This window comes from Saccharopolyspora tripterygii (assembly GCF_054778355.1).
Genome location: NZ_BAAGZP010000024.1, coordinates 48,610 through 70,986 on the forward strand (window position 1 = coordinate 48,610; position 22,377 = coordinate 70,986).

Below are 22,377 nucleotides of genomic sequence, written 5' to 3' on the forward strand. Positions count from 1 at the left end.
AACACGACCCGGAAGAACCCGCCCAGCAGGCCCTTCCGGGTTCGCGGTCACCTCATGCGGTCTTGCGGGCCATCACGAAGCGTCCGGTGTCAGCCATCTGGCCGAACATGCCGTTGAGGTCGCGACCGTAGCGCTGCGCCTTGTCCTCGGCGCCTTCGGCCTCGACCTCCCAGCCGAGCCCGCGCAGCACGTCGGGGGCCTCCGGGCGGTCGTCGGAGTGCAGGAGCTCGCGCATGTCGATGCCCCACTCCTGCCCGAACTCCGCGAGGTTCTCGTCCTCGAACAGCCGGGTGACGTTCTGGAAGTCCTCCACCGCCAATCGGCTCCCGGACGCCGAGAGCTTGTCGATGCTGGCCAGCAGCTGCTGCTCGGCCTCCGGCGGCAGGTAGGGCAGCAGCCCCTCGGCCAGCCACGCGGTGGGCGCCTCGGGGTCGAAGCCCGCGGAGAGCAGCGCCGAGGCCCAGTCCTCGCGCAGGTCGATCGGCACGGGCCGGTGAGCGCACTTGGGCACGGCTCCGAGGCCGTCGAGCACGGTCTGCTTGAACTCCAGGACCTTGGGCTGGTCGATCTCGAACACGGTGGTGCCCGCGGCCCAGTCCAGGCGGTGGGCGCGGGCGTCCAGGCCGGAGGCCAGGATGACGGCCTGGCGGACGCCGGCCTCGCCCGCTTCGGTGAAGAAGTCGTCGAAGCAGCGCGACCGCACGCCCATGTAGTCCTCCATCTGGGCCTGCGCCCAGATGGAGTCGGCCGGCAGCTGCGCGACCTCCTCCGGGGAGGTCGGCATCGGCGCCGGTGCGTCGGCGGCCTTCACGAACGCCGCGGCGTAGGGGTCCGACATCAGGCGGTCCTCGCGGTGCGTCTCCAGCGCACGCGCCGCGGCCACGCCCAGAGCCGTCAGCCCGACGCTGGTCACGATGTCCCATTGCTGGCCAGTTGTCACGCTTGCACCTCCCGGCCCCCGCGCAAGTCCCCCGGGGCCTCATCGGTTCAGGTATTAGGCCGAACGCGCTGAGCTGAATTCGGCACTGATCGTGACCGTAACAAACTAGTTGCGTACAGCAACTACGTGTGCGTTAAGGCACATCGCAGAGCGGACGAACCGCTGAAATGCCTTGCAACCAGGCGAAATGCGCACACCGGTTCGAGCCGCGGAGCGAACTCCGACCCGGCCGCGAGCCCGGGGTGATGAGCGGGCGCAGACGCTCGGAAATGGCGAATGGACGCACCCCGCTCAACGCACCGTTGCACCGGACCAACAAGATCCACCCGTGTGGGTGATCGACGACCGCGAAAATTGTGCCGTTCAGCGCATAGACTCCCGGGCCGTGACTGCACTACCGCACAGCTCGACCGAGGCGGCCCTGCGCGACGCGGTGGACACAGCCCTCATCGACTTGCTGACGAAGCCGAACAACCCGGCCGACCGAGCCCGCCAGGAGCTCACCCGCGCCGTCGTGTTGCTCGACGAGCACCCGCAGATCGCCGTCTCCCCCGACGCGGCGACCGCGGTGCGCAGCGCTGCCGCGCACCTGGCGCACGGCGAACGCGCCGACGCGCGCACCGCGCTGGTCACCGCGCGCGGCAGGCTGTCGGCCCCCGGTTCCCGGCAGGCAGCCCGCAACAACTGAGCATCTCGGTGCCATAACGGTCCGGTCGTCCAAGCCCGGCGCGAGCAACCGCGCCGGGCTTGGAACGTCTTCAGGCGAAGCACGGTTCGCTTGGAGGAACATGTCCGACCACACCGCTTCCCCACCGGTCGTCTCGCAGTACCAGGTCCCCGCCCCACCCCTGTTCGACTCGTTCTGGCCCAAGCCCGAGTCCGGTGCCGCCCGCGCGTTGCTCGCCGCGCTGATCAGCGGCCTCGCCGCCGCGGTGTTCCTCCCCCTCGACGATCCCGGGATCGGCTGGACCCTGTTCGGGGCGGTGAGCGCGGCCGCGCTGCTGTTCGCCGTCCGCGAGGCGCGGATCGGCAGGGTGCTGTGGGCCGCGGCCGGACTCCTCCTGCTGTCGGTGTGCGCGCTGCGCAGCGCCGAATGGCTCTCGGCGCTGTGCGTGCTCACCTCCGCGGTGGCCGCTGCGCTGGCGGTCAGCGACGCCCGCGCGGTCCGGGAGCTGGTCCTGATGGCCGTCGCGGTCCCGGTGGCGGCCTGCCGCGCGCTGCCGTGGACCGCTCGGGGCATGCGCGGGCGGGTGCGCGGCAGCCGGGCGCTGCGCATGGGCTTCTCCGGGCTGGTGGCCCTGCTGTTGCTGCTGATCTTCGGGGCGCTGTTCGCCGGAGCCGACGAGAACTTCGCGCGGATCGCCGACGCCGTCGTGCCCGAGCTGGACTTCGAGACGTTCTTCCGCGCGACGTTCGTGTTCGTGCCCTTCACCCTGCTGGCGCTCGGCGCCGCGTTCACCGCCCTGCGCCCGCCCCGACTGGATCCGGCAGGCGGCGAGCGCCGCACGCTGCGCGGACCGGAGTGGGCGGTGCCGATCGGCGTGCTGGTCGCCCTGTTCGCGCTGTTCATCGTCGTGCAGGCGACGTCGCTGTTCGGCGGTCCCGCGCACGTGCACGACAGCGCCGGACTGACCTTCTCCGCCTACGCGCGAAGCGGGTTCTGGCAGCTCACGCTGGTGACGATCCTGACCCTGCCGGTCATCGCCGCCGCCGCGCGCTGGGCGCCCCGGCGCAGCGCGGCCGAGCGGAACCTGCTGCGCGGCCTGGTCGGCGCGCTGGTGGTGCTGACGCTGGTCATCGTCGGCTCGGCGCTGGCCCGGATGTGGTCGTACCAGGACGCCTACGGGTACACGGTGTTGCGCCTGCTGGTGATGACCTGCGAGATCTGGCTGGGCATCGTCTACGCGATGATCATCGCCGCCGGTGTGCGGCTGCGCGCGCACTGGCTGCCCACCGCGATCCTCGGAACGGCCGTGGGCGCCCTGCTCGTGCTGGCCGCGGTGAATCCCGAGGGCGTGGTCGCCGGGGCCAACGTGACCCGGTTCGAGCAGACCGGCAAGATCGATCCCGAGTACCTGGCGACGCTCTCCGCCGACGCGCTGCCCTCGATCGACCGCCTGCCCGCGGAGCTCAAGCAGTCGGTCGTCCTCGACATCACCGCGGACGCCGGCGAGCTCTCGTGGCGTTCGTGGAACCTCACCGACGCGCTCAGCCGCCCCTGAGACTCGGACCCGGCGCGAACGCACCTGGGGTGCGCTGCTTCTCCGCGAAGTCGCGCACCCCAAGCGCTTCCTAGCCCAGTTCGCTCAGCCGCTCCCGGTACTCCTCGCCGCTGAGCTCGCCCCGCGCGTAGCGCTCGGCGAGGATCGTCCGCGCGCTAGCGGTCGGCGAGTTCCGTCGCGTCCTGCGCAGGATCGCGTAGATCGCCGTGACGATCAGCGACGCGATCAGCACCATCCAGACCAGGCCGAAGATCCAGAACGGTCCTCCGCCGTGCCCACCGGGCCCGTGCCCGGGGCCCCACTGCATCAGCAACTCGGTCACCATCTCTGCTCACCTTCTTCGTCGGTGAGTCCAGGATCGGCGGCGGAGGCCGTGGTGACGTCGGGTCACGAGCGACACCTCGGCTACCGCCCGCGACGTAGTCCGGGTCGGGACCGATGCGCACGCAGCGCACACGAGCCTGGAAAACCTCGGTCGTTCACCCTTGGTTGCCGCGTCGTTTCTTGCGATCACCCGCGCATCCGGGGTTTGGTGGGCGAGACGGTATTTTTCGGCGCCACCAGGCGGGAGCTCGAAGTTGGACGCAGCTGAGATCGCCGGACCCAAGCCCGTCATGGCCGGCCGCAGGCCGTGGGGTCCGCAACTGTCTGTGTACGTGTTCATCCTCGGGCCCTTCCTCGCCCTGGTGGCAGCCGTGCCGCTGGCGTGGGGATGGGGCCTGAAATGGTGGGACGTGGCCCTGGCCGCGGGCTGGTACCTGCTGACCATCCTCGGCGTGACGGTCGGCTACCACCGCTACTTCACCCACGGGGCCTTCCGCGCGAAGCGGTGGCTGCGCATCACCCTCGCCGTGGTGGCGAGCATGGCCGTGCAGGGACCGATCCTGCACTGGGTCTCCGATCACCGCAGGCACCACGCCTTCGCCGACCGGGAGGGCGACCCGCACTCGCCGTGGGCGTTCGGCACCTCGCCGGCCGCGCTGGTCCGCGGGTTCTGGCACGCACACATGGGCTGGGTGTTCGAGCGTGACCTCACCAACCAGGAGCGCTTCGTCCCCGACCTGCTGGCCGATGCGGACATGCGCCTGGTCCACAAGCTGTTCGGTCCCCTGACGGTCGCAACGTTCCTGCTGCCCGGCCTCATGGGGTGGCTGATCACCGGGACCGCGTGGGGCGCGTTGACCGCGTTCTTCTGGGCCGGGCTCGTCCGGGTGGCCTTCCTGCACCACGTGACCTGGTCGGTGAACTCGATCTGCCACCTCGTCGGGGAGCGGCCGTTCAAGAGCCGGGACAAGGCCGCCAACTTCTGGCCGCTGGCGATCCTGAGCATGGGCGAGTCCTGGCACAACCTGCACCACGCGGACCCGACCTGCGCCCGTCACGGCGTCCAGCGCGGCCAGATCGACATCTCCGCCCGGGTCATCTGGCTGTTCGAGAAGGCCGGATGGGCCCACCACGTCCGCTGGCCCACCCCGACCCGCCTGTCCCGCCTCGCCGTGGGCGAGGACTGATACGGGCCTGACTCATCGCCTCGCGGAGGTGCAGCGGATGCAGAGCTCGGCCGCCGGGAGGGCTTCCAGGCGTTCCTTGGTGATGCGCTTGCCGCAGCGCCGGCACTGACCGTAAGTGCCGTTCTCGACGCGGTGAGCGGCCTCGTCGAGGGCTTCGAGCTCGGCCTTGGCGTCGGCGAGCAGACCCTGCGTCTGGGCGCGCTCGTAGGCGATGGTGACGCCTTCGGGGTCGTGCTCGTCGTCGTTGGTGGTCCAGGTGGTGGACTCGACGATGGACGTGAGGTGCCTCTGCAGCGACTCGATGCGGTGCTGCACCTCGGTCCTCTGGTCGGCCAGGAGCTTCTCCGGCGACTTGCGCGCCATGCCCGGTCAACGCCGCGCGGCCGGGTTTATTCCGGATCGGCTCCGGCGGTCACCGGTTCGGGGGCGGGCTCCTGCCGCTTGGCGCGGGAGCGGGCCAGGCTCGCGACGGTGGTCACCGCCAATGTGACCACGATGAACCCGAGCGACGCCGCGATGCCGATGTCCGGGACCGCGAAGTGGATCTCCTCGACGTGCGATCCGTGAAGGGCCTCGACGATCAGCTTGAGGCCGATGAAGCCGAGGATGACCGCCAGCCCGTAGCTGAGGTAGATCAGCCGGTCCAGCAGCCCGCCGATGACGAAGTACAGCTGCCGGAGCCCCATCAGCGCGAAGGCGTTGGCGGTGAAGATGACGAAGCCGTCCTTGGTCAGCCCGAAGATGGCCGGCATCGAGTCGAGCGCGAAGATCACGTTCGCCAGCCCGAGTGCGGCCACGACCAGCAGCAGCGGCGTGAACATCCGCTTGCCGTCGACGCGGGTGACCATCTTGCCGCCGTCGTAGGTGTCGGTGGTGGGGACGAACTTCTGCAGCGCGCGGATCATGCCGCTGCCCTCGTCGTCGGGCTCGTCGCCACCGGCGTCGCGGGCGACCTTGATCGCCGTGTAGATCAGGAACGCGCCGAACAGGTAGAACACCCAGTTGAACGCGGCGAGCACCGCGACACCGGCGGCGATGCACGCCGCGCGCAGCACGAGCGAGATCAGGATGCCGATGTAGAGCACCCGGTGCTGGTGCTCGCGGGGCACCGCGAAGCGCGACATGATGATCACGAAGACGAACAGGTTGTCCACCGACAGGCTGTACTCGGTGACGTACCCGGCGAAGAACTCAGCGCCGCTGGTGGAACCGGCGAAGACGAACAGCAGCCCGCCGAAGATCACCGCGAGCGCGACGTAGAGGGCCACCCACAGGCCGGCCTCCTTGACGCCGACCGCGTGCGGTCGCCGGCCCACCACCAGCAGGTCTGCCGCGATCAGGCCGAGCAGCGCGACAAGCGTCACCGCCCACACCCACACCGGGAAGTTCATCCGCGTCCCCTCACACCGACAGCTGCGCGCCCTGCCCCGGATCCGGACCAGTGCATGCAGAATACTGTATGGAAAACCGGACCCCGGGAGATCGTTGCGACAATCCCGGCGAATTCGGGCGGACGAACCCGAACTTTGGCGCACAAATCACAGCCGGGCAGGAGATTTTGGTGCGCTAAGTCCGATTCATCCTCGCCGGTGGGATTTTTCCGAAAGTCCACACTGGACTCATGGTCCCACGCGCGCCGGAATCCTCGTGCTCCGGCCACCCGAGGTCAAGGCGTCGAGATCAGGACCGCGAACCACCGCCCGTCGATCTCGACCAGTCGCCTGCCGAACCCGGCGGACAGCGCGGAGATCGCGTCGGCGCCGACCCTCGCCCAGCGGAACGTCCGACCCCGGCGGCCGGCACCGACGACCGTTCCGGTGCCGCACCAGATCCCGGCCCCGGGCGGCTCGACCTCGACCCAGGCCGCACCCCCGGGCCGCAGGAGTCCGCGCACCCGGCGGAGCAGGGCGGCCGGGTCTCCGCCGATGCCGATGTTGCCGTCCAGCAGCAGCACCTCGCGCCACCCCCGCTCTCCCGGCAGCGGCCCGAACACGTCGCGGTGCAGCGCACTGGCTCCGCGCGCGAGGGTCATCTCGACCGCCAGCGGCGAGCTGTCGATGCCCAGGCACATCACGCTGGCCCCGGTCAGCGCCGCCGCGAGCCTGCCCGGGCCGCAGCCGATGTCCAGGACCGGTCCCCGGCACGCGGCCAGCACGTGCCGGTCGGCGGCGTCGGGCTGGGCGATCCAGCGGTGACCGGGCAGCCTGCGGACACTGCCGTCGCTGGTCTCCAACCTCGCCGGGGCACCGCCGAGCGCCGCGTCGAACTCGCCGCTCACCGGGGGCACCCGGCCACCGCCGCGGCGAAGCGCCCGCGCGGCACCAGCTCAGCCACCGCGCGGGCGTCGGGCATGGTGTCGACGTCGGTGAGCTCGGGCAGTTCGCAAACGCGCAATCCGGCCGCGCGCAGCGCGTTGAGGGTCCGCCTGCCGGTGTCGGGCCGGGACGTCGGGACGTCGGCGAGCAGTGCGGCACACCGGGGATCGCGGAAGCCGACGGCCCACCAACCCCCGTCGGCGGCGGGGCCGTACACCGCATCGGCCGTGGCCAGCCGCTCGCAGGACTCCCCGAGCAGTGCCGCGGTGACCTGCGGGGTGTCCATCCCGATCTGCAGCACCGGCATTCCCGGCCAGGCGGCGGCGGTGTCGGCGTGCGCGTGCGCCAGGCGCTGCGGGAACCCGTCACCGCGCTGCGGCAGCACGCGCCCGGTCGCGAGCCCTTCGCGCAGTTCGGGAGCCCGGGCGGCGAGGTCGAGATCGCCGGTGAGGGCGACCACCGCGCGGGTCCCGTGCGTCGCGCGCACGGCGTCGAGGGTGTCGAGCAGGCTGGCGGCGGCGATCTCGGCGGCCTGCTCAGGCGTGGCCGGTGGGCACAACCGGGTCTTGGCGAGTCCGGCGACAGGCGCCTTGGCAACGACCAGCAGGGCGGTCATCGCAGCACCCGCGCCATGTCGCGGACTGCCCGCAGCGTGCCCCGCGCGGATCCGGAGACCTTCGAGCGGGTTCCCGCGGTGCGCGGCCGGTACTCGACGTCGATCTCGACGATCCGCCAGCCCGCGCTTCCCGCCCTGCTCAGCAGTTCGAGGGGATAGCCGAAGGCGCGGTCAGCGACCCCGAGCTCCAGTAGGTCGGCGCGGCGGGCCGCTCGCAGCGGAGCGATGTCGTGGACCGGCACACCGCGCCGGCGCAGCAGGGCGGCGATCAGCGCGTTGCCCGCTCGCGCGTGCAACGGCCAGGCACCGGAGACGGCCGGGACGCGCCTGCCGACGGCCAGGTCGGCCCCGCGCCGCACCTGCTCCACCAGCTCCGGCAGCGCCGCCGGGTCCAGGGAGCCGTCGCAGTCGGCGAAGCACACGATCTCGGAGCGCGCGGCTTCGAGCCCGGTGTGCACGGCGGCCCCGTAGCCGCGACGGGGTTCGGCGATCACCGTCGCACCCCGGGCCTGGGCGATTCCGGGTGAGGAGTCGCGAGATCCGTTGTCCACCACCAGTGCCCGGTATCCAGGGGGCAACGCCGCGAGCACTCCGGGCAGAGCGGCGGCTTCGTCGAGGCAGGGCAGCACCACGTCCACTTGGTCCACGCGGATCATGAAAGCGCACAGTGGACCCCGCGAAAAGTACTGCGACGCTTACCGAATCATTACGCCCGAGGAGTTGTTACGGGATTCTGACGGATCCCCGCGCACCGTGGCCGGGAGGCAGGTGCGCGACTACCTTCGCGGCGGTGCCCACCCTGCCCCGACGCGCCGAGCTGATCGCGCTCGCCGCCGCCGCGATGGTCATCGCCGCCACGGCGATCGCCGGACACGTCCTCAACCGAGCCGGCGTCCCGCTGCACGCCGACGGCGCCCCGCTCTTCGGCTTCTGGCATCCCCACCTCGGCCCTGGAACGCCCTTGGCGATCGGCCTGGCGGTCGCGGTCGTCGCGTGGGGTCCACCGCTGGCGGCGCGGCTGCCGTGGCGGGGACTGCTGGCGGCCGGGTACGCGGCGGCGCTGGGCTGGACCGTGTCGCTGGCGCTGGTGGACGGGTGGCGCGCGGGGTTCACCGAGCGGCTGACGGACTGGACCGAGTACCTCCACGACGTGCCCCGCGTGCACGACATCCCGATGATGCTCGGCGAGTTCACCCAGCACGTGCTCGCCGGCCGGCCCGGGTCCTGGACGGTGCACGTCTCGGGACACCCACCGGGTGCCCTGCTGGTCTACACGTGGCTGGACCGGCTCGGACTCGGCGGCGGCACCTGGGCGTCGCTGGTGACGGTGCTGGTGGCCTCGACGACCGCGATCGCGATCCCGGTGACCGTCCGGGCGCTGCGCGACGAGAACGCGGCGCGCGCGGTGGTCCCCTTCGTGGTGCTGCTGCCCGGTGCGGTGTGGATGGGCGTCTCGGCAGACGGCTTGTTCGCCGGCGTCACCGCGACCGGCATCGCGCTGCTGGCCCTGCGCCGCGCGCTGCCCTCCCTGCTCGGCGGCCTGCTGCTGGGCTTCGCGCTGTTCCTCAGCTACGGACTGGCGCTCGTCGGTGTGATCGCGCTCGCCGTGGTGCTGGCCCGCCGGTCGTGGAAGACCCTCCTGATCGCCGCGCTCGGCGCGCTGATGGTCGTCGGCGCTTTCGCCGCGGTCGGGTTCTGGTGGGTCGACGGGTACCACCTCGTGGTCCAGCGCTACCACCAGGGCGCGTTCGCCCAGCGGCCCTACTCCTACTGGGTGGTGGGCAACCTCGGCGCCTTCCTGCTCTCCGCGGGCCCGCTCGCCGCGGTCGCGCTGACCGCCGCGCTCTCCGGCCGCCTGAGCCGGGTCGCAGCGGGTGTCGACGCGTTGCGGGTGCTGGTGATCGCCGCGACGCTGGCAGTGCTGGCGGCGGACCTGTCGGGGTTGAGCAAGGCCGAGGTCGAACGGATCTGGTTGCCCTTCGGGGTGTGGTTCGCTGTGGGAGGTGCCCTGCTGCCCGCCGGTTCGCGGCGATGGTGGCTGGGCGCGCAGGCGGTGACCGCGCTGGCGGTCAACCACGCGATGGCGACGAGCTGGTGATGGGGATGCGCGAACAGGCCGGACGAGTGCTGGTCGTCGACGACGACCACGCGGTGCGCGACGTCGTCCGCCGCTACCTGGAGCGAGCCGGCTATCGGGTCGACCTGGCCGGTGACGGCGAGACCGCGCTGCGCCGCAACGCCGAGCTCAGGCCGGACCTCATCGTGCTGGACCTGATGCTGCCGGGCATCGGCGGCTTGGAGGTGTGCCGCAGTGTGCGCGAATCCCGGCCGGTTCCGGTGGTGATGCTGACCGCGCTGGGCGAGGAGTCCGACCGGGTCGCCGGACTGGAGCTGGGTGCCGACGACTACGTCGTCAAGCCCTTCAGCCCGAGGGAGCTGGTGCTGCGGGTGACCTCGGTGCTGCGACGGGCCACCCACGCCCCACCGGCGATGCAGGAGTCCATCGTGGACGGTTCGCTCGTGCTCGACCCGGACGCCCGCCGCTGCACCCTCGACGGCGCGGAGCTGGCGCTGACGACCCGGGAGTTCGACCTGCTCGCCCACTTGATGCGCAACCCCCGCAGGGCGTTCACCCGCGCCGAGCTGCTGGAAACGGTGTGGGGCTGGAACTTCGGCGACCAGTCCACCGTCACCGTCCACATGCGACGGTTGCGGGAGAAGATCGAGCCGAGACCGGACCGCCCCCACCGGATCAGCACGGTGTGGGGCGTCGGCTACCGCTACGACCCCGAGGCCGGCTGATGGACCTGCTCACCGAGCTCACCCACGTCGCGCCGTACGCGATCGGCCTGTCGCTGCCGGTGGCGCTGATCGGCGCCGGACTGCTCTACCTGCTCCGGCACCGGTCGTTGGCCACCGCCCTGACGGTGCTGGTGCTCGTGCCGCTCGTGGCCACCCTGGCCGGTGTCCTCGGGATCACCGGGTTCATGTTCGGCCCGCTGCTGACCACCGTGGTCGTCATCTGCACCGCCGTCGGTGTGGTCACCGTCCCGGTCGCGGTGGTGCTGGGCCGCAACATCGCGCGCCGGAGCGTGTGGGAGCGCGAGGCGCGCGCCCGCGAACGCGCCGCCGAGGCCTCCCGCCGCGAGCTGGTGGCCTGGATCAGCCACGACCTGCGTACCCCGCTGGCCGGGATCCGCGCGATGGCCGAGGCGCTGGCCGACGGCGTGGTCGACGAGCCCCGCGAGATCTGCTCCTACGCGGGCCGGATCCAGGGCGAGACCGAACGACTGTCGAGCATGGTGGACGACCTCTTCGAGCTCTCCCGCATCACGGCGGGCGCGCTGCACCTGGAGTTCTCCGCGGTGCCGCTGCACGACGTCGTCGACGAGGCCGTCGCCGCCGAGCACTCGCGCGCGCAGCGGCGCGGCGTGCGGCTGGCCACCGAGACCGAGGAGTGGCCGGTGGTGACCGGCAGCGACTCGGAGCTGGCGAGGGTGGTGCGCAACCTGCTGTCCAACGCCATCCGGCACACCCCGGCGCGCGGCTCGGTGGTGCTCAGCGCGGGACGTGACGGCCGCCAGGCGTGGCTGCGGGTCGACGACGGGTGCGGTGGCATCGACGCCGCCGATCTGGAGCGGGTTTTCGACATCGCCTACCGGGGTGATCACGCGCGCGGCGACCACGAGCACGAACCGGCCGGGGCCGGGCTGGGGCTGGCGATCGCCCGCGGCCTGGTGCAGGCGCACGACGGGGATCTCACCGCCCGCAACCACGGCCCCGGCTGCCGGTTCGAGGTCCGGCTACCGCTCGCCGACGGCGCCGCGTAGCGGGGCGTCGGCGAATTCCCGCACCCCGTCGGCGAAGGCGACCGAGGCTCGGAAGCCGAGAACGCGCCGAGCCTTCGCCGGGTCGGCGACGATGTGCCGGACGTCGTTGGGCCGCGCGCCGCCGACCACCTCCGGAGCCGGACCACCGCAGGCCAGCGACAGCTCCCGGGCCAGGTCGCCGATCGTGCGGGGTCGTCCGGAGCAGATGTTGACCGCGTCGAGCTCCCCCGGCGGCGCCGGCGTTGTCACGGCGGCGAGGTTGGCGGCGGCGACGTCCCGGACGTGCACGAAGTCGCGCCGCTGACCGCCGTCCTCCAGCACGGTCGGGGCCTCGCCCCGCTCCAGGGCGGAGCGGAACAGCGAGGCCACGCCGGCGTACGGCGTGCCGCTGGGCATCCTCGGGCCGTACACGTTGTGGTAGCGCAGCGCCCGCACGTCTCCCCCGGTCTGCCGGGCCCAGGCCGCCGCGAGGTGCTCCTGCGCGAGCTTGGTCGCCGCGTAGGTGCTGCGCGGGTCGAGCACGGCGTCCTCGGGCACCGACTCGGGCACCAGGGGCTCGGCGCAACGCGGGCACGGCGGCTCGAACCGGCCCGCGCCGATGTCCTCGGCTCGACGCCTGCCGGGCCGGACCAGCCCGTGCTCGGCGCAGCGGTAGCGGCCTTCGCCGTAGACCACCATCGAGGAGGCCAGCACCAAACGCCGCACCCCCGTCTCGTGCATCGCGGCGAGCAGCACCGCGGTGCCGAGGTCGTTGTGCGCGGCGAAGGCGGGCATGTCGAAGGGATCGACGCCGTGCCCGACCATCGCCGCTTGGTGGCAGACCAGGTCCACGCCGCGCAGCAGCTCGCGCACCAGGTCCGAGTCGCGCACGTCACCGCGCACCAGCGGATGCGGGGTCTCGGGAACGACGCCGTGGGCCTGGGGCAGCAGCGCGTCGAGCGCGACGATCTCGTGGCCGTGGGCGGTGAGGGTCTCGGCGATGGCCGAGCCGATGAACCCGGCAGCGCCGGTCAGCAGAATGCGCACGCCTCGACGCTAGGTCCGAGGCGGCCTGGACGAATCCGAGCGGACTGCGATGTCATTCTTCCGCAAGAACTTTCGACTCCCTTACGCGCGGCTTCCGGAACTGGCACCGGGCGGTGGAGCGAGCTCGAATGGAGGCATGACCTCCCTCTCCCGCGGCCGTGCGGTCGTGACCGGACTCCTCGCGGCCGGTTCGGCGCTGGCCGCCGGGCACCTGGTGGCCGGCTTCGGCGATCCGCGCACCTCTCCCCCGGTCGCCGTCGGCGGCGCCTTCATCGACCTGGTGCCACCCGGCGTCAAGGAGTTCGCCGTGGCGGTGTTCGGCACCGCCGACAAGCTCGCGCTCATCGTCGGGATGGCGCTGGTCATCGCCGCCTTGGGCGCGCTGGCAGGCCTCTTCTCGCGGCGCACGGCGCTGCCGGGCGCGCTGGTGATCGGCGCGGTCGGCCTGATCGGGGTGGTGGCGGCGCTGAGCCGTCCCGAAGGCGGTCTGGGACCCGCGCTGGTCTCGATGATCGTCGGGGTCGGCGTATTCGCACTGCTGCACCACCTCGGCCGGGCTCCGGCGGCTCCCAGCACCGAGATCGACCGGCGTCGCTTCCTGGCCACCTCGGGACTGGTCGTGGTCGGAGCGGGGTTGGCGGGCGTCGCCGGAAGCTCGCTGTCGAAGGGATCCGGGGTGGCCATCTCGCAGCGAGCCGTCGCTGCCCGGCTGCCCAAGGTCCCCGCACCACCGATCCCCGCGGGCGCGGACTTCGCGGCCGACGGCACGCCGAGCTTCATCACCCCCAACAGCGGCTTCTACCGGATCGACACCGCCCTGGTCGTGCCGCAGCTGCGCGCCGAGGACTGGCGGCTGCGCGTGCACGGGATGGTCGATCGCGACCTGGACCTGTCGTTCACCGACCTCCTCGACCGGAGGCTGGAGGCGCGCACCATCACGCTGGCGTGCGTGTCCAACGAGGTCGGCGGGAACCTGATCTCCACGGCGAACTTCGTCGGCGTCCCGGTCCGCGACCTGCTGCTGGAGGCGGGCGTCCGGCCGGGAGCGCAGCAGCTGCTGACCACCAGCACCGACGGCTACAGCGCGGGCACCCCGGTCGACGTGCTGCTGGAACCGGACCGGGGCGCGCTGCTGGCGTTCGAGATGAACGGCGAACCGCTGCCCGCGCGGCACGGGTTCCCGGTGCGCATGGTCGTTCCCGGTCTCTACGGCTACGTCTCGGCGACGAAGTGGCTGGTCGACGCCGAGGTCACCACCTTCGACCGCCCGGCCTACTGGCAGCAGCGCGGCTGGGCCCAGCGGGGCCCGATCAAGACCCAGTCGCGCATCGACCGTCCCCAGCCGGCGGCCCAGATCCCGGCAGGCCCGGTCACGGTCGCGGGCATCGCGTGGGCGCAGCACACCGGGATCGACGGCGTGCAGGTGCGCGTCGACGGCGGGCCCTGGCAGTCCGCGGAGCTGTCCACGGAAGTCGGCCGCGACACCTGGCGGATGTGGCGGGTCACGTTGGAGCTGCCCTCCGGTGACCACGTGGTGCAGTGCCGCGCCATCGACCGCACCGGAGTCCCGCAGACCGAAGCGCGCCAGGGCGTCGTCCCCGACGGTGCGACGGGCCTGCACGAGACCACGTTCCGGTGCGAGTGACCGGCATCACTTCCGTTGGACACGGGCGCTCGCGCTGAGCAACCGTTCAGCGTGGAACTCGGGTGAGGGGAGCGTGCGGTGACCGACGGCGGGACGGGCATCTTCAAGTCGGTGGACGACGTCGTCGAGAAGCTGGCCGAGACCGGCTACCTGGCTTCCACGGCAGTGGCCACCACCGTGTTCCTCGCCGACAAGCTCGGGAAACCGCTGCTGGTCGAAGGTCCCGCCGGCGTCGGCAAGACCGAGCTGGCCAAGGCGGTCGCGGCGGTCGCCGACGCGCGGCTCGTGCGGCTGCAGTGCTACGAGGGCATCGACGAGGCGCGGGCGCTCTACGAGTGGAACCACGCCAAGCAGCTGCTGCGCATCACCGCGGGCCGGGACGAGACCTGGGACGAGGCCCGCACCGACATCTTCAGCGAGGAGTTCCTGCTGGCGAGGCCGCTGCTGACGGCGATCAGCGGCGAGGAGCCGACGGTGCTGCTCATCGACGAGACCGACAAGGCCGACGTCGAGGTCGAGGGGCTGCTGCTGGAGGTGCTCAGCGACTTCCAGGTGACGGTTCCCGAGCTCGGCACCGTCACCGCGTCGCAACGCCCGTTCGTGGTGCTGACCTCCAACGCCACCCGGGAGCTGTCCGAGGCGTTGCGGCGCCGCTGCCTGTTCCTGCACATCGACTTCCCCGACGCCGATCTCGAACAGCGCATCGTGTCGCTCAAGGTACCGGGCCTCGACGAGGCGCTGGCCGGATCGCTCGTCGAGGTGGTGGGCGCGCTGCGCGGGATGCAGCTGCGCAAGTCCCCCTCGGTGGCCGAGACGATCGACTGGGCCCGGACGCTGCTCGCGCTCGGTGCCGACACCCTCGACGAGGACGTGGTCCGCGACAGCCTCGGCGTGATCCTCAAGCACCAGGAGGACGTCCGCCGGGCCACCGAGAAGCTGGTCGTGCCATGACCTTGCCGTCCCGCCTGGTCGGGTTCGCCGGAGCGTTGCGGGAGCAGGGAATTCGCATCGGACCGGGCGAAACCGTCGACGCGGCAGCGGCTCTGGAAGTGCTCGGGATGTCCGACCGGGAGCACCTGCGCGAGGGGCTGGCCGCGGCCCTGCTGCGAAACGACGGTCAGCGCAAGGTCTTCGACGCGGCGTTCGACCTCTACTTCCCGATCGGCGTCGGCGCGCCGGAGAGCGCGCGCAACGACGATGACGCCGAGCTCGACCAGCGGTTGGTGCAGGCCCTGGCCGGGGACGACTCGGGAGCGCTGACGCAGCTGGCCGGGGAGGCGGTGGACGCCCTCGGCGGAGTCGGGAGCGCGGACGGACCGCAGGGCTGGTCGGCGCACCAGACGCTGGAACGCCTGCAGCCGCAGACGCTGCTCGCCCGGGTCCTCGCGGCGATGCGCGGTGACTCCGAGGAGGACTTCACCGACCGCCTCGACCGCGACGAGATCCGCCGCCGCATCGACGGTTTCCGCGAACGCGTCCGCACCGAAGCGCGCCGGCGGTCCGCCGAGCTGCGCGGCACCGACCACGTCGTCAAGCACGCCATCGCGCCGAGCGCGGACCAGGTCGACTTCCTCAACGCCGGGCGTGATCAGCTGGCCGAGCTCCGCCGCGCCGTGCAGCCGCTGGCCCGCAAACTGGCGACCCGCATGGCCGCCCGGCGTCGCCGCGCGAGCCGCGGCAGCATCGACCTGCGCCGCACGCTGCGCCGATCGCTGTCGACCGGCGGGGTTCCGCTGCACCCGGCGCACGCCCACCGCCGTCCGGCCAGACCGGAGATCGTGCTGCTGTGCGACGTGTCGGGTTCGGTGGCCGGGTTCGCCAACTTCACGATGCTGCTGGTGCAGGCCCTGCGCGATCAGTTCAGCAAGGTCCGGGTGTTCGCGTTCGTCAACCGCACCGACGAGGTCACGCGCATGATCGAGCCCGGTGCGGCCGATCCCGCCGAGCTCGGTCGCCGGATCCTCACCGAGGCCACCGTCACCGGCTGGCACGACAGCAGCGACTACGGCAACGCGCTGTCCGAGTTCGTCGAGCACCACCTCGACGCGGTCGGCCCGCGCACCTCGGTGCTGATCCTCGGCGACGCCCGCACCAACGGCTGGAACCCCGAGCTCGACGCGCTGCACAGCATCAAGGAGCGAGCCCGGCGGGTCTTCTGGCTCAACCCCGAGCCCGAGAGCCGGTGGTCCACGGGCGATTCCGCGGCTCATGCCTACGCGCAGGTCGCCGAGATGCACGAGTGCCGCAACACCCGGCGGTTGACCCACCTGGTCTCGACGCTCATCCCCGTGTGATCACGCGGCGGGCGATTCCAGCGCGGGGCCGGCGAGGAAGCCTTCGAGCGTGGTGGCCAGCGCGATCGGGGTCTCGTCGATCGCGTAGTGACCGGCGTTGGGGAGGACTTCGAGGTCGCAGCGCGGATACCATTGCTGGAAGGTGGCTTTCATGGCCTCCTCCCCCAGGGCCGGGTCGTTCTCGCCGACGATCACCTTGACCGGCACCGGGTTTCCCTCGATCTCGGCGTGGAAGTCGGCCTTCGCCCAGGCGTGGAGGTAGTCGGCGACGGCACCCGGGTCGGCGTGCCGGCGGGAGTGCTCGACCATCGCGTCCAGCCAGACCGCGGTGAGCCGGTTGCCGGTGGTCAGGTCGATGATGGCGCGGCGGTTGCCGAGCTCGTCGGCGGCACCGGAGAACAACGCCCACGCCTGGTCGTCGAAGGGCACGCCGGAGGCCGGAACCGGTGAGATGCCGACCAGCGCATCCACCCGCTGCGAGGCGTCGGCCAGCACCCGCTGCGCGACGGCACCGCCCATCGAGTGGCCCACCAGCGAGAAGGTGTCCAGCCCGAGGCCGTCGGCGAGCGCGAGGACGTCGGCCGCGGCCTCGGCCAGGGTGTGCTCGCCGGGCTCGTCGATGCGCGCACCGTAGCCGCGGTAGTCCGGGAAGACGTAGCGGAAGCGGCTCGTGTCCAGGTGCGGGTGCAGCACCCGCCAGGACGCGGCCGAACCGAACCAGCCGTGCAGGGCGATGACCGCGTACTCGCCGTCGCCGATCTCCTCGTGTCCGACGCTCATCGGTGTCCTTCCGTTCGATCGCCCACGCGGGGTCTCCGCGCCTGCGGGTGAGGGGAGGTTCGAGCGCACCGGTTCTCCACCGCGACGGGCGGGCTGCTCGTCGAGTTCCAGCGGCGCGCGTCCTCCCACCCCCTGAGGTGGACTTTCGCGTCGCTGCGGCGATCACCGGGCGGGTCGGAGCGTAAGCGGCATCACACTCCGTGGTCAATCGCCTGCTCAGGGCCTATGTGCAGGACGGGACCGGCTCAGCGCGTACATTTGGGCTCAAGGCGTGCCTGGGCACGCGGACATCGTTGGTGGTCCCGGGCGGGGCCGAGAAGCACCGAGAAGGTTGGTCGGGTGGTAGTCCCCACGGCTCCTGCGCAGGACGTCGCGCAGCCGGATCGCCGCACGCCTGGACGACGGACCGCCTGGGCGCTGCGCCTGGTCGCGGTGATCGCCGCCGGATTCGCCCTCTACGCGGGCTCACCGCCGCGCGAGGCGTGGTGGGTCGCTCCCCTGGCGTTCGCCGTCCTGGCCGGCGTCGTGAGCCACCGCAGGGCACGCGCGGGCTTCGGCTACGGGCTGGTGTTCGGCTTCTCCTTCCTGCTCCCGCTGCTGGGCTGGCTGCAGGACTTCCTCGGCGCCGACTTCGGTCCGTGGCCCTGGCTGGGCGTGGCCGCCGTGGAGGCCCTGTTCATCGGTCTCGCCGGTGCCGGGATGGCGCTGGTCAGCCGGCTTCCGGTGGCGCCGGTGTGGATGGCGGCGGTGTTCGTGGTCGCCGAGTCGGTGCGTTCGGCGTTCCCCTTCGGCGGTTTCCCGTGGGGGCGGCTGGCCTTCACCCAGGACACCGGCCCGCTGCTGTCGCTGGCCGCGATCGGCGGGGCGACGCTGATCTCCTTCGCCGTCGCCCTGGTCGGCGGCGGTCTCGCCGAGCTGGTGCGCACGCCGCGTCGCTGGGTGGTGCCGGTGGTGGCGATCGCCGTGCCGCTGCTGGGCGGGCTGGCCTGCTGGCCGCTCGTGGGCACCGACGCCAACGCTGGAACGGCGCGCGTTGCCGTCGTGCAGGGCAACGCCCCCAACCTCGGTCTGGGCCTGCTCTACGAGGACGACGTCCTGCACGACAACCACGTGCGCGCCGCCGAGAAGCTCGTCGAGGACGTGCGCGCCGGCCGCGTCGCCAAGCCCGACTTCGTGCTGCTGCCCGAGCAGGTGGGCAGCTGGGGGCCGTCGCGCAGCGACCCGGAGCTCTCGGCGATCGCCTCGCGGCTCGGAGTTCCGCTGATCGTCGGCGGACTCGGGCAGGACCGCGACGGCCAGCTCCACAACCAGGTGGTGCGCTGGGACCCCAACACGGGTTTCGGCGACCGGTACGTCAAGCAGCACCTGGTCCCGTTCGCCGAGACGATCCCGATGCGCGAGGTCGCCCGGCTGGTCAGCCCGTTCGTCGACCGCTTCCAGTCCGACATGATCGCCGGTGAGGACCCCGGCGTGATCGACGTCGCGGGCCTGAAGCTGGGCGTGGGCATCTGCTACGACGTCGCCTACGACGACGTGTTCGGCCCGGCCGCCGCCGACGGCGCCACGCTGCTGGCGGTGCCGACCAACAACGCCTGGTACGGGCATTCGGAGATGAGCTACCAGCAACTGGCGATGTCCCGGCTGCGCGCGGTGGAGACGGGCCGCGCGGTGCTGGTGGGAGCCACCAGCGGGGTCAGCGCCGTGGTGGCGCCGGACGGTTCGGTGTCCGAGCGGACCGAGCTGTTCACCGAGCAGAACCTGATCGCCGAAGTGCCCCTGCGGGCGAACCGCACGCTCGCCACCGAGCTCGGTCCGGTCCCGATGTGGGCTCTGGCGGTTCTGGGGGTGGGCGCGGTGGCGGCCGCAGGGTGGCGGTCGCGGAAGTCCCGCGCCTGATCGACGCACACGAGCGCACGGCCGGCCGGGTTGGCCGGCTAGGAGGATGTGGATGGTGAGGCAAGCCCCGGCCGAGAAGGTGCTGGTGGTGATCCCGACGTACAACGAGCGGGACAACCTGGAGCCGATCGTGCAGCGGCTGTTCGACGCGCTGCCCGCGGCAAACGTGCTGGTGGTCGACGACGGCAGCCCGGACGGGACCGGTGAGGTCGCCGACCGGCTGGCCATCTCCGACGACCGGCTGCACGTCATGCACCGCACGGAGAAGGCCGGTCTGGGGGCCGCCTACGTCGCGGGATTCGAGTGGGCCCTGGCCCGCGAGTACACGGCGATCATGGAGATGGACGCCGACGGCTCGCACGCACCGGAGGACCTGCCGCGGCTGGTCGGGATGCTCGGCGATGACGGCACCGGAGCGGACGTCGTGCTGGGTTCGCGCTACGTCACCGGCGGCCGGACCGTGAACTGGCCCTGGTACCGGGAGTTCCTGTCCCGAGGCGCGAACGTCTACTCGAAGCTGGCGCTCGGCGTGCCGATCAACGACATCACCTCCGGTTACCGCGTGTACCGCAGGGAGGTCCTGGAGACGGTCCAGCTGCACAACATCGCCTCGCAGGGCTACTGCTTCCAGGTCGACCTGGCGCTGCGCGCGGTGGTGGCGGGATTCGTGGTGGTCGAAGCCCCGATCACCTTCGTGGAGCGCGAGCTGGGCGCCTCCAAGATGGACGCCGACATCGTCAGAGAAGCCCTGGTCCGCGTGACCAAGTGGGGCCTGCGCCGCAGAGCGGAACAAGCAGCAGGAACGCTACGAACCCTCCTGCCCTGACGCACGGTCGAAGAGCCGTCAGGCAAGCACCACAGGTGCTTTCCCCGTGCCCCAAGCGAGCAACCGGCACCGCCGCGGGTTCTGACACCGCACCGCTGAGCACGAGGACCACCGGGCAACGCCCCGAAACACACGTAAGCGCCCGAGCATTTCGCTCGGGCGCTTGCCATGCACTTAGAACGAACTACCGCCCGCGACGGGTGCGCAGCAGCTCCAGTCGCTCGTTGAGCAGCTCTTCCAGTTCCGGGATCGTGCGCCGTTCGAGCAGCATGTCCCAGTGGGTGCGCGGAGGCTTGACCTTCTTCTGCTCCGGCTCGTTGCCGTCGATGATCTTGGACTCGTTGCCGTGCAAGCGGCATTCCCAAGTCGGTGGGACCTCGGCGTCGTCGGAGAAGGGCACCTCGAACTCGTGGCTCTTGGGGCAGGCATAGCGCACCGTCCGGCGCGGTGCGAGGTCGTGGTTACGGTCGGTCTCGTAGCTGACAGCTCCGAGCCGGCTGCCACGCAGAACGCGGTCGGCCATGACGGTTCCTTTCCCTTCGGCCCGGGCGGGAAGCCCGAGCATTTGTGCTCACCGTGTGCAACGACGGAACACCCGTCGTCTGTTCCCGGTGTCGTGTTGCTGATCGCCGTCGGTGACATTGTTCACCGGTCAACAACGGCTGTCCTCCTAGAGACGCGCCCGAGCTGCGTTCGTGACGCGTTCTCCCGTAGCAATCTATAGGTGGGTTCGAACGGGTGATAGTGCCAGATGCTGAGTCACCATCGCCAAGCAGGACCCGGGATTGTTAGTCATTGTGGGATGCAGATCACGACCCGTACGGCCGATCCAGCGATCCGCTGTGTGACTGCTCGTAGTTCCATGTTCCTCCCCGTGACCACAACGCAGCGTACTGGCATATTCCGAATGCGCGGATTCCCCAGCATCCCTAGATCACCAGCATGGAGCAATGCCCGCTCGCTCGCGAGGCGAACACGCCTGACTACTCTGCGCGCACGCCCTAGAGAAGTTCCGGTGGCCGGTTGCCCACCGCCTCGATCGCTCGTCGGACCGGAACCAACGCGACCAGCACCAGCCCGACGGCGAAGAAGATCACCAGCGAGATGATGGCCAGCCGGAAGGAACCGGTCGCCTGACCGACGCCGGCGAACACCAGCGGTCCCAGCCACGACGTCGAGCGCTCCCCCACCTCGTAGAGCGAGAAGTACTCGGCCTCGCGGCCTGCCGGGACCATCTGGCTGAACAACGAACGGGACAGCGCGTTGGTGCCGCCCAGCACCATTCCGATTCCAACGGCCAGCCCGTAGAACTGCATCTCCTGGCCGGCCTGCACGAAGTAGGCCGCCACCAGCACCAGCAGCCAGGTCGCGAGGCTGACGAGGATGGTCTTCTTCGCACCGATGCGGCGAGCCAGCACGCCGTGCAGCACTCCGCCGACGAACGCGATGAACTGGACGATCAGCAGCGTCACGATCAGCGAGTCCTGCGGCAGCTTGAGCTCCAGGCTGCCGTACTGGGCCGAGACCTGGGAGACGGTCGAGATCCCGTCGGTGTAGATCCAGTAGGAGCCCAGGAACGCGAGCGTGAGCGGGAAGTGCTTGGCCTCGCGCAGCGTGGACAGCAGCTGCTTGAAGCCGGCGGTGACCGCCGCGGCCCCCTTCTCACCGCCTTCGGGCGCGTGGTGGCGGCGCAGCGCCATCAGCGGCAGCAGCGTGAACGCCGCCCACCAGATGCCTGAGGAGAAGAAGATCAGCCGGACCGCCGCGGACTCCGACAGGCCGACGGCGTCGTGGCCGAGGTAGATGACCAGGTGCAGCGCCAGCGCAGTGCCACCGCCGAGGTAGCCGATCGCCCAGCCGCGAGTGGAAACGTTGTCGCGCTCGTCGGCGTCGGCGATCTCCGGCAGGAACGAGTAGTAGACGACGATCGAGGCGCCGAAGCAGATGTTGCCGATGATGAACAGCACCACGCCCAGCTGCCAGTTCTGCCCGGCGACCAGCGCGAGCAGGCCCGTGGTGATCGCGCCGCCGAAGGCGAAGATCGCCAGCATCGTCCGCTTGCTCTGGGTGCGGTCGGCGATCGCACCGGTGATCGGCAGCACCAGCACCTGCACGACCGTTGCCACCGACAGCAGGTATCCCCACAGCGATCCCGCCGGGAACGCCAGCCCGAGGATCGAGATGTCGCAGTTGACCAGCGAGTTGTCGCCCGCGCAGGCGTTGAGCCCGTTGCGCGCGACATCGGCCTTGGCCGCGTCGGTGGCCACCGAGGTCAGGTACAGCGAGAGGAAGACCGTCGTCACCGATGTCGGGAAGACCGAGTTCGCCCAGTCGTACCAGCACCACCCGCGCTGTTCCCGGCGACGCTGCGCGGCCCCCGGTGCCGCTTCGCTGTCCATCACGCTCATTCCGTTCGGTCCTCCGCGGAGTGGATCACTCGATTGGAGGCACCTTACTGGCTAGCCGTGGGTTAGTG

The 22,377-nt window shown here is 71.2% G+C and carries 22 protein-coding genes; 11 read left to right on the forward strand and 11 right to left on the reverse strand.

Annotated elements, in window-relative coordinates:
- Positions 1-52: 52 nt before the first annotated feature.
- Positions 53-940, reverse strand: coding sequence for a class I SAM-dependent methyltransferase (locus ACYVF3_RS18940; protein WP_461155556.1), 888 nt, complete (start codon positions 938-940; stop codon positions 53-55).
- A gap of 385 nt (positions 941-1,325) precedes the next feature.
- On the opposite strand from ACYVF3_RS18940, the gene ACYVF3_RS18945 reads away from it, so the two are divergent.
- Positions 1,326-1,628 carry a hypothetical protein gene (locus ACYVF3_RS18945; RefSeq protein WP_461155557.1) on the forward strand — a complete coding sequence of 101 codons (303 nt, stop codon included), beginning with the start codon at positions 1,326-1,328 and terminating at the stop codon, positions 1,626-1,628.
- 100 nt (positions 1,629-1,728) lie between these two features.
- Positions 1,729-3,162 carry a DUF4153 domain-containing protein gene (locus ACYVF3_RS18950; protein WP_461155558.1) on the forward strand — a complete coding sequence of 478 codons (1,434 nt, stop codon included), beginning with the start codon at positions 1,729-1,731 and terminating at the stop codon, positions 3,160-3,162.
- 70 nt (positions 3,163-3,232) lie between these two features.
- Here the strand turns inward: ACYVF3_RS18950 and ACYVF3_RS18955 are convergent, their stop codons facing one another.
- Positions 3,233-3,487: an SHOCT domain-containing protein gene (locus ACYVF3_RS18955; RefSeq protein ID WP_461155559.1), complete on the reverse strand. Its 255-nt coding sequence runs from the start codon at positions 3,485-3,487 to the stop codon at positions 3,233-3,235.
- Positions 3,488-3,776: 289 nt separating this feature from the next.
- On the opposite strand from ACYVF3_RS18955, the gene ACYVF3_RS18960 reads away from it, so the two are divergent.
- Positions 3,777-4,673 (forward strand): acyl-CoA desaturase, encoded by an 897-nt coding sequence (locus tag ACYVF3_RS18960; protein ID WP_461155639.1) that lies wholly within the window; start codon positions 3,777-3,779, stop codon positions 4,671-4,673.
- 12 nt (positions 4,674-4,685) lie between these two features.
- Here the strand turns inward: ACYVF3_RS18960 and ACYVF3_RS18965 are convergent, their stop codons facing one another.
- The 5 genes from ACYVF3_RS18965 to ACYVF3_RS18985 form a co-directional block, all read right to left on the reverse strand.
- A complete protein-coding gene (locus tag ACYVF3_RS18965) occupies positions 4,686-5,036 on the reverse strand; it encodes a TraR/DksA family transcriptional regulator (protein ID WP_461155560.1) in 351 nt (116 codons plus the stop codon).
- A 26-nt stretch (positions 5,037-5,062) separates the two neighbouring features.
- Positions 5,063-6,064 (reverse strand): TerC family protein, encoded by a 1,002-nt coding sequence (locus ACYVF3_RS18970; protein ID WP_461155561.1) that lies wholly within the window; start codon positions 6,062-6,064, stop codon positions 5,063-5,065.
- A 275-nt stretch (positions 6,065-6,339) separates the two neighbouring features.
- Positions 6,340-6,951, reverse strand: a complete 612-nt coding sequence (locus ACYVF3_RS18975; protein WP_461155562.1) for a methyltransferase domain-containing protein — start codon at positions 6,949-6,951, stop codon at positions 6,340-6,342.
- Complete coding sequence (locus tag ACYVF3_RS18980; protein WP_461155563.1) at positions 6,948-7,604, reverse strand: TIGR04282 family arsenosugar biosynthesis glycosyltransferase; 657 nt, start codon at positions 7,602-7,604, stop codon at positions 6,948-6,950. Before ACYVF3_RS18980 ends, ACYVF3_RS18975 begins: the two co-directional genes overlap by 4 nt.
- Positions 7,601-8,260, reverse strand: a complete 660-nt coding sequence (locus tag ACYVF3_RS18985) for a glycosyltransferase family 2 protein (protein ID WP_461155564.1) — start codon at positions 8,258-8,260, stop codon at positions 7,601-7,603. The genes ACYVF3_RS18980 and ACYVF3_RS18985 overlap by 4 nt, the downstream gene beginning before the upstream one ends.
- Before the next feature lie 134 nt (positions 8,261-8,394).
- Between ACYVF3_RS18985 and ACYVF3_RS18990 the strand changes: the two genes are divergently transcribed.
- From ACYVF3_RS18990 to ACYVF3_RS19000, 3 genes are read left to right on the forward strand one after another with little or no spacing between them, the layout of a single operon-like run.
- A complete protein-coding gene (locus ACYVF3_RS18990; RefSeq protein WP_461155565.1) occupies positions 8,395-9,702 on the forward strand; it encodes a hypothetical protein in 1,308 nt (435 codons plus the stop codon).
- 5 nt (positions 9,703-9,707) lie between these two features.
- Complete coding sequence (locus tag ACYVF3_RS18995) at positions 9,708-10,406, forward strand: response regulator transcription factor (RefSeq protein ID WP_461155640.1); 699 nt, start codon at positions 9,708-9,710, stop codon at positions 10,404-10,406.
- On the forward strand, positions 10,406-11,434 hold the full coding sequence (locus tag ACYVF3_RS19000) for a sensor histidine kinase (protein WP_461155566.1): 1,029 nt from the start codon (positions 10,406-10,408) through the stop codon (positions 11,432-11,434). Before ACYVF3_RS18995 ends, ACYVF3_RS19000 begins: the two co-directional genes overlap by 1 nt.
- Here ACYVF3_RS19000 and ACYVF3_RS19005 read toward each other — a convergent pair.
- Complete coding sequence (locus ACYVF3_RS19005; protein WP_461155567.1) at positions 11,408-12,460, reverse strand: NAD-dependent epimerase/dehydratase family protein; 1,053 nt, start codon at positions 12,458-12,460, stop codon at positions 11,408-11,410. The two genes, ACYVF3_RS19000 and ACYVF3_RS19005, sit on opposite strands and share 27 nt — an antisense overlap.
- 136 nt (positions 12,461-12,596) lie before the next feature.
- On the opposite strand from ACYVF3_RS19005, the gene ACYVF3_RS19010 reads away from it, so the two are divergent.
- The 3 genes from ACYVF3_RS19010 to ACYVF3_RS19020 all read left to right on the forward strand — a co-directional run bounded on the left by ACYVF3_RS19010 (position 12,597) and on the right by ACYVF3_RS19020 (position 16,399).
- Positions 12,597-14,105: a molybdopterin-dependent oxidoreductase gene (locus ACYVF3_RS19010; RefSeq protein ID WP_461155568.1), complete on the forward strand. Its 1,509-nt coding sequence runs from the start codon at positions 12,597-12,599 to the stop codon at positions 14,103-14,105.
- A gap of 78 nt (positions 14,106-14,183) precedes the next feature.
- Entirely contained in the window at positions 14,184-15,056 is an 873-nt protein-coding gene (locus tag ACYVF3_RS19015) for an AAA family ATPase (protein ID WP_461155569.1), read from the forward strand.
- Positions 15,053-16,399 carry a vWA domain-containing protein gene (locus tag ACYVF3_RS19020; protein ID WP_461155570.1) on the forward strand — a complete coding sequence of 449 codons (1,347 nt, stop codon included), beginning with the start codon at positions 15,053-15,055 and terminating at the stop codon, positions 16,397-16,399. The genes ACYVF3_RS19015 and ACYVF3_RS19020 overlap by 4 nt, the downstream gene beginning before the upstream one ends.
- Here the strand turns inward: ACYVF3_RS19020 and ACYVF3_RS19025 are convergent, their stop codons facing one another.
- Positions 16,400-17,179 (reverse strand): alpha/beta fold hydrolase, encoded by a 780-nt coding sequence (locus tag ACYVF3_RS19025; protein WP_461155571.1) that lies wholly within the window; start codon positions 17,177-17,179, stop codon positions 16,400-16,402.
- Positions 17,180-17,518: 339 nt separating this feature from the next.
- Here ACYVF3_RS19025 and lnt point away from each other — a divergent pair, with 339 nt between their 5' ends.
- Together lnt and ACYVF3_RS19035 are read left to right on the forward strand one after the other, a co-directional pair.
- Entirely contained in the window at positions 17,519-19,075 is a 1,557-nt protein-coding gene (lnt, locus tag ACYVF3_RS19030) for an apolipoprotein N-acyltransferase (RefSeq protein ID WP_461155572.1), read from the forward strand.
- 52 nt (positions 19,076-19,127) lie between these two features.
- Positions 19,128-19,901: a polyprenol monophosphomannose synthase gene (locus ACYVF3_RS19035; protein ID WP_461155573.1), complete on the forward strand. Its 774-nt coding sequence runs from the start codon at positions 19,128-19,130 to the stop codon at positions 19,899-19,901.
- Between the two features lie 184 nt (positions 19,902-20,085).
- Here ACYVF3_RS19035 and ACYVF3_RS19040 read toward each other — a convergent pair whose 3' ends face one another.
- Together ACYVF3_RS19040 and ACYVF3_RS19045 are read right to left on the reverse strand one after the other, a co-directional pair.
- Positions 20,086-20,424: an RNA polymerase-binding protein RbpA gene (locus ACYVF3_RS19040; RefSeq protein ID WP_145735711.1), complete on the reverse strand. Its 339-nt coding sequence runs from the start codon at positions 20,422-20,424 to the stop codon at positions 20,086-20,088.
- 478 nt (positions 20,425-20,902) lie between these two features.
- Positions 20,903-22,309, reverse strand: coding sequence for an MFS transporter (locus tag ACYVF3_RS19045; protein ID WP_461155574.1), 1,407 nt, complete (start codon positions 22,307-22,309; stop codon positions 20,903-20,905).
- Positions 22,310-22,377 lie beyond the last annotated feature (68 nt).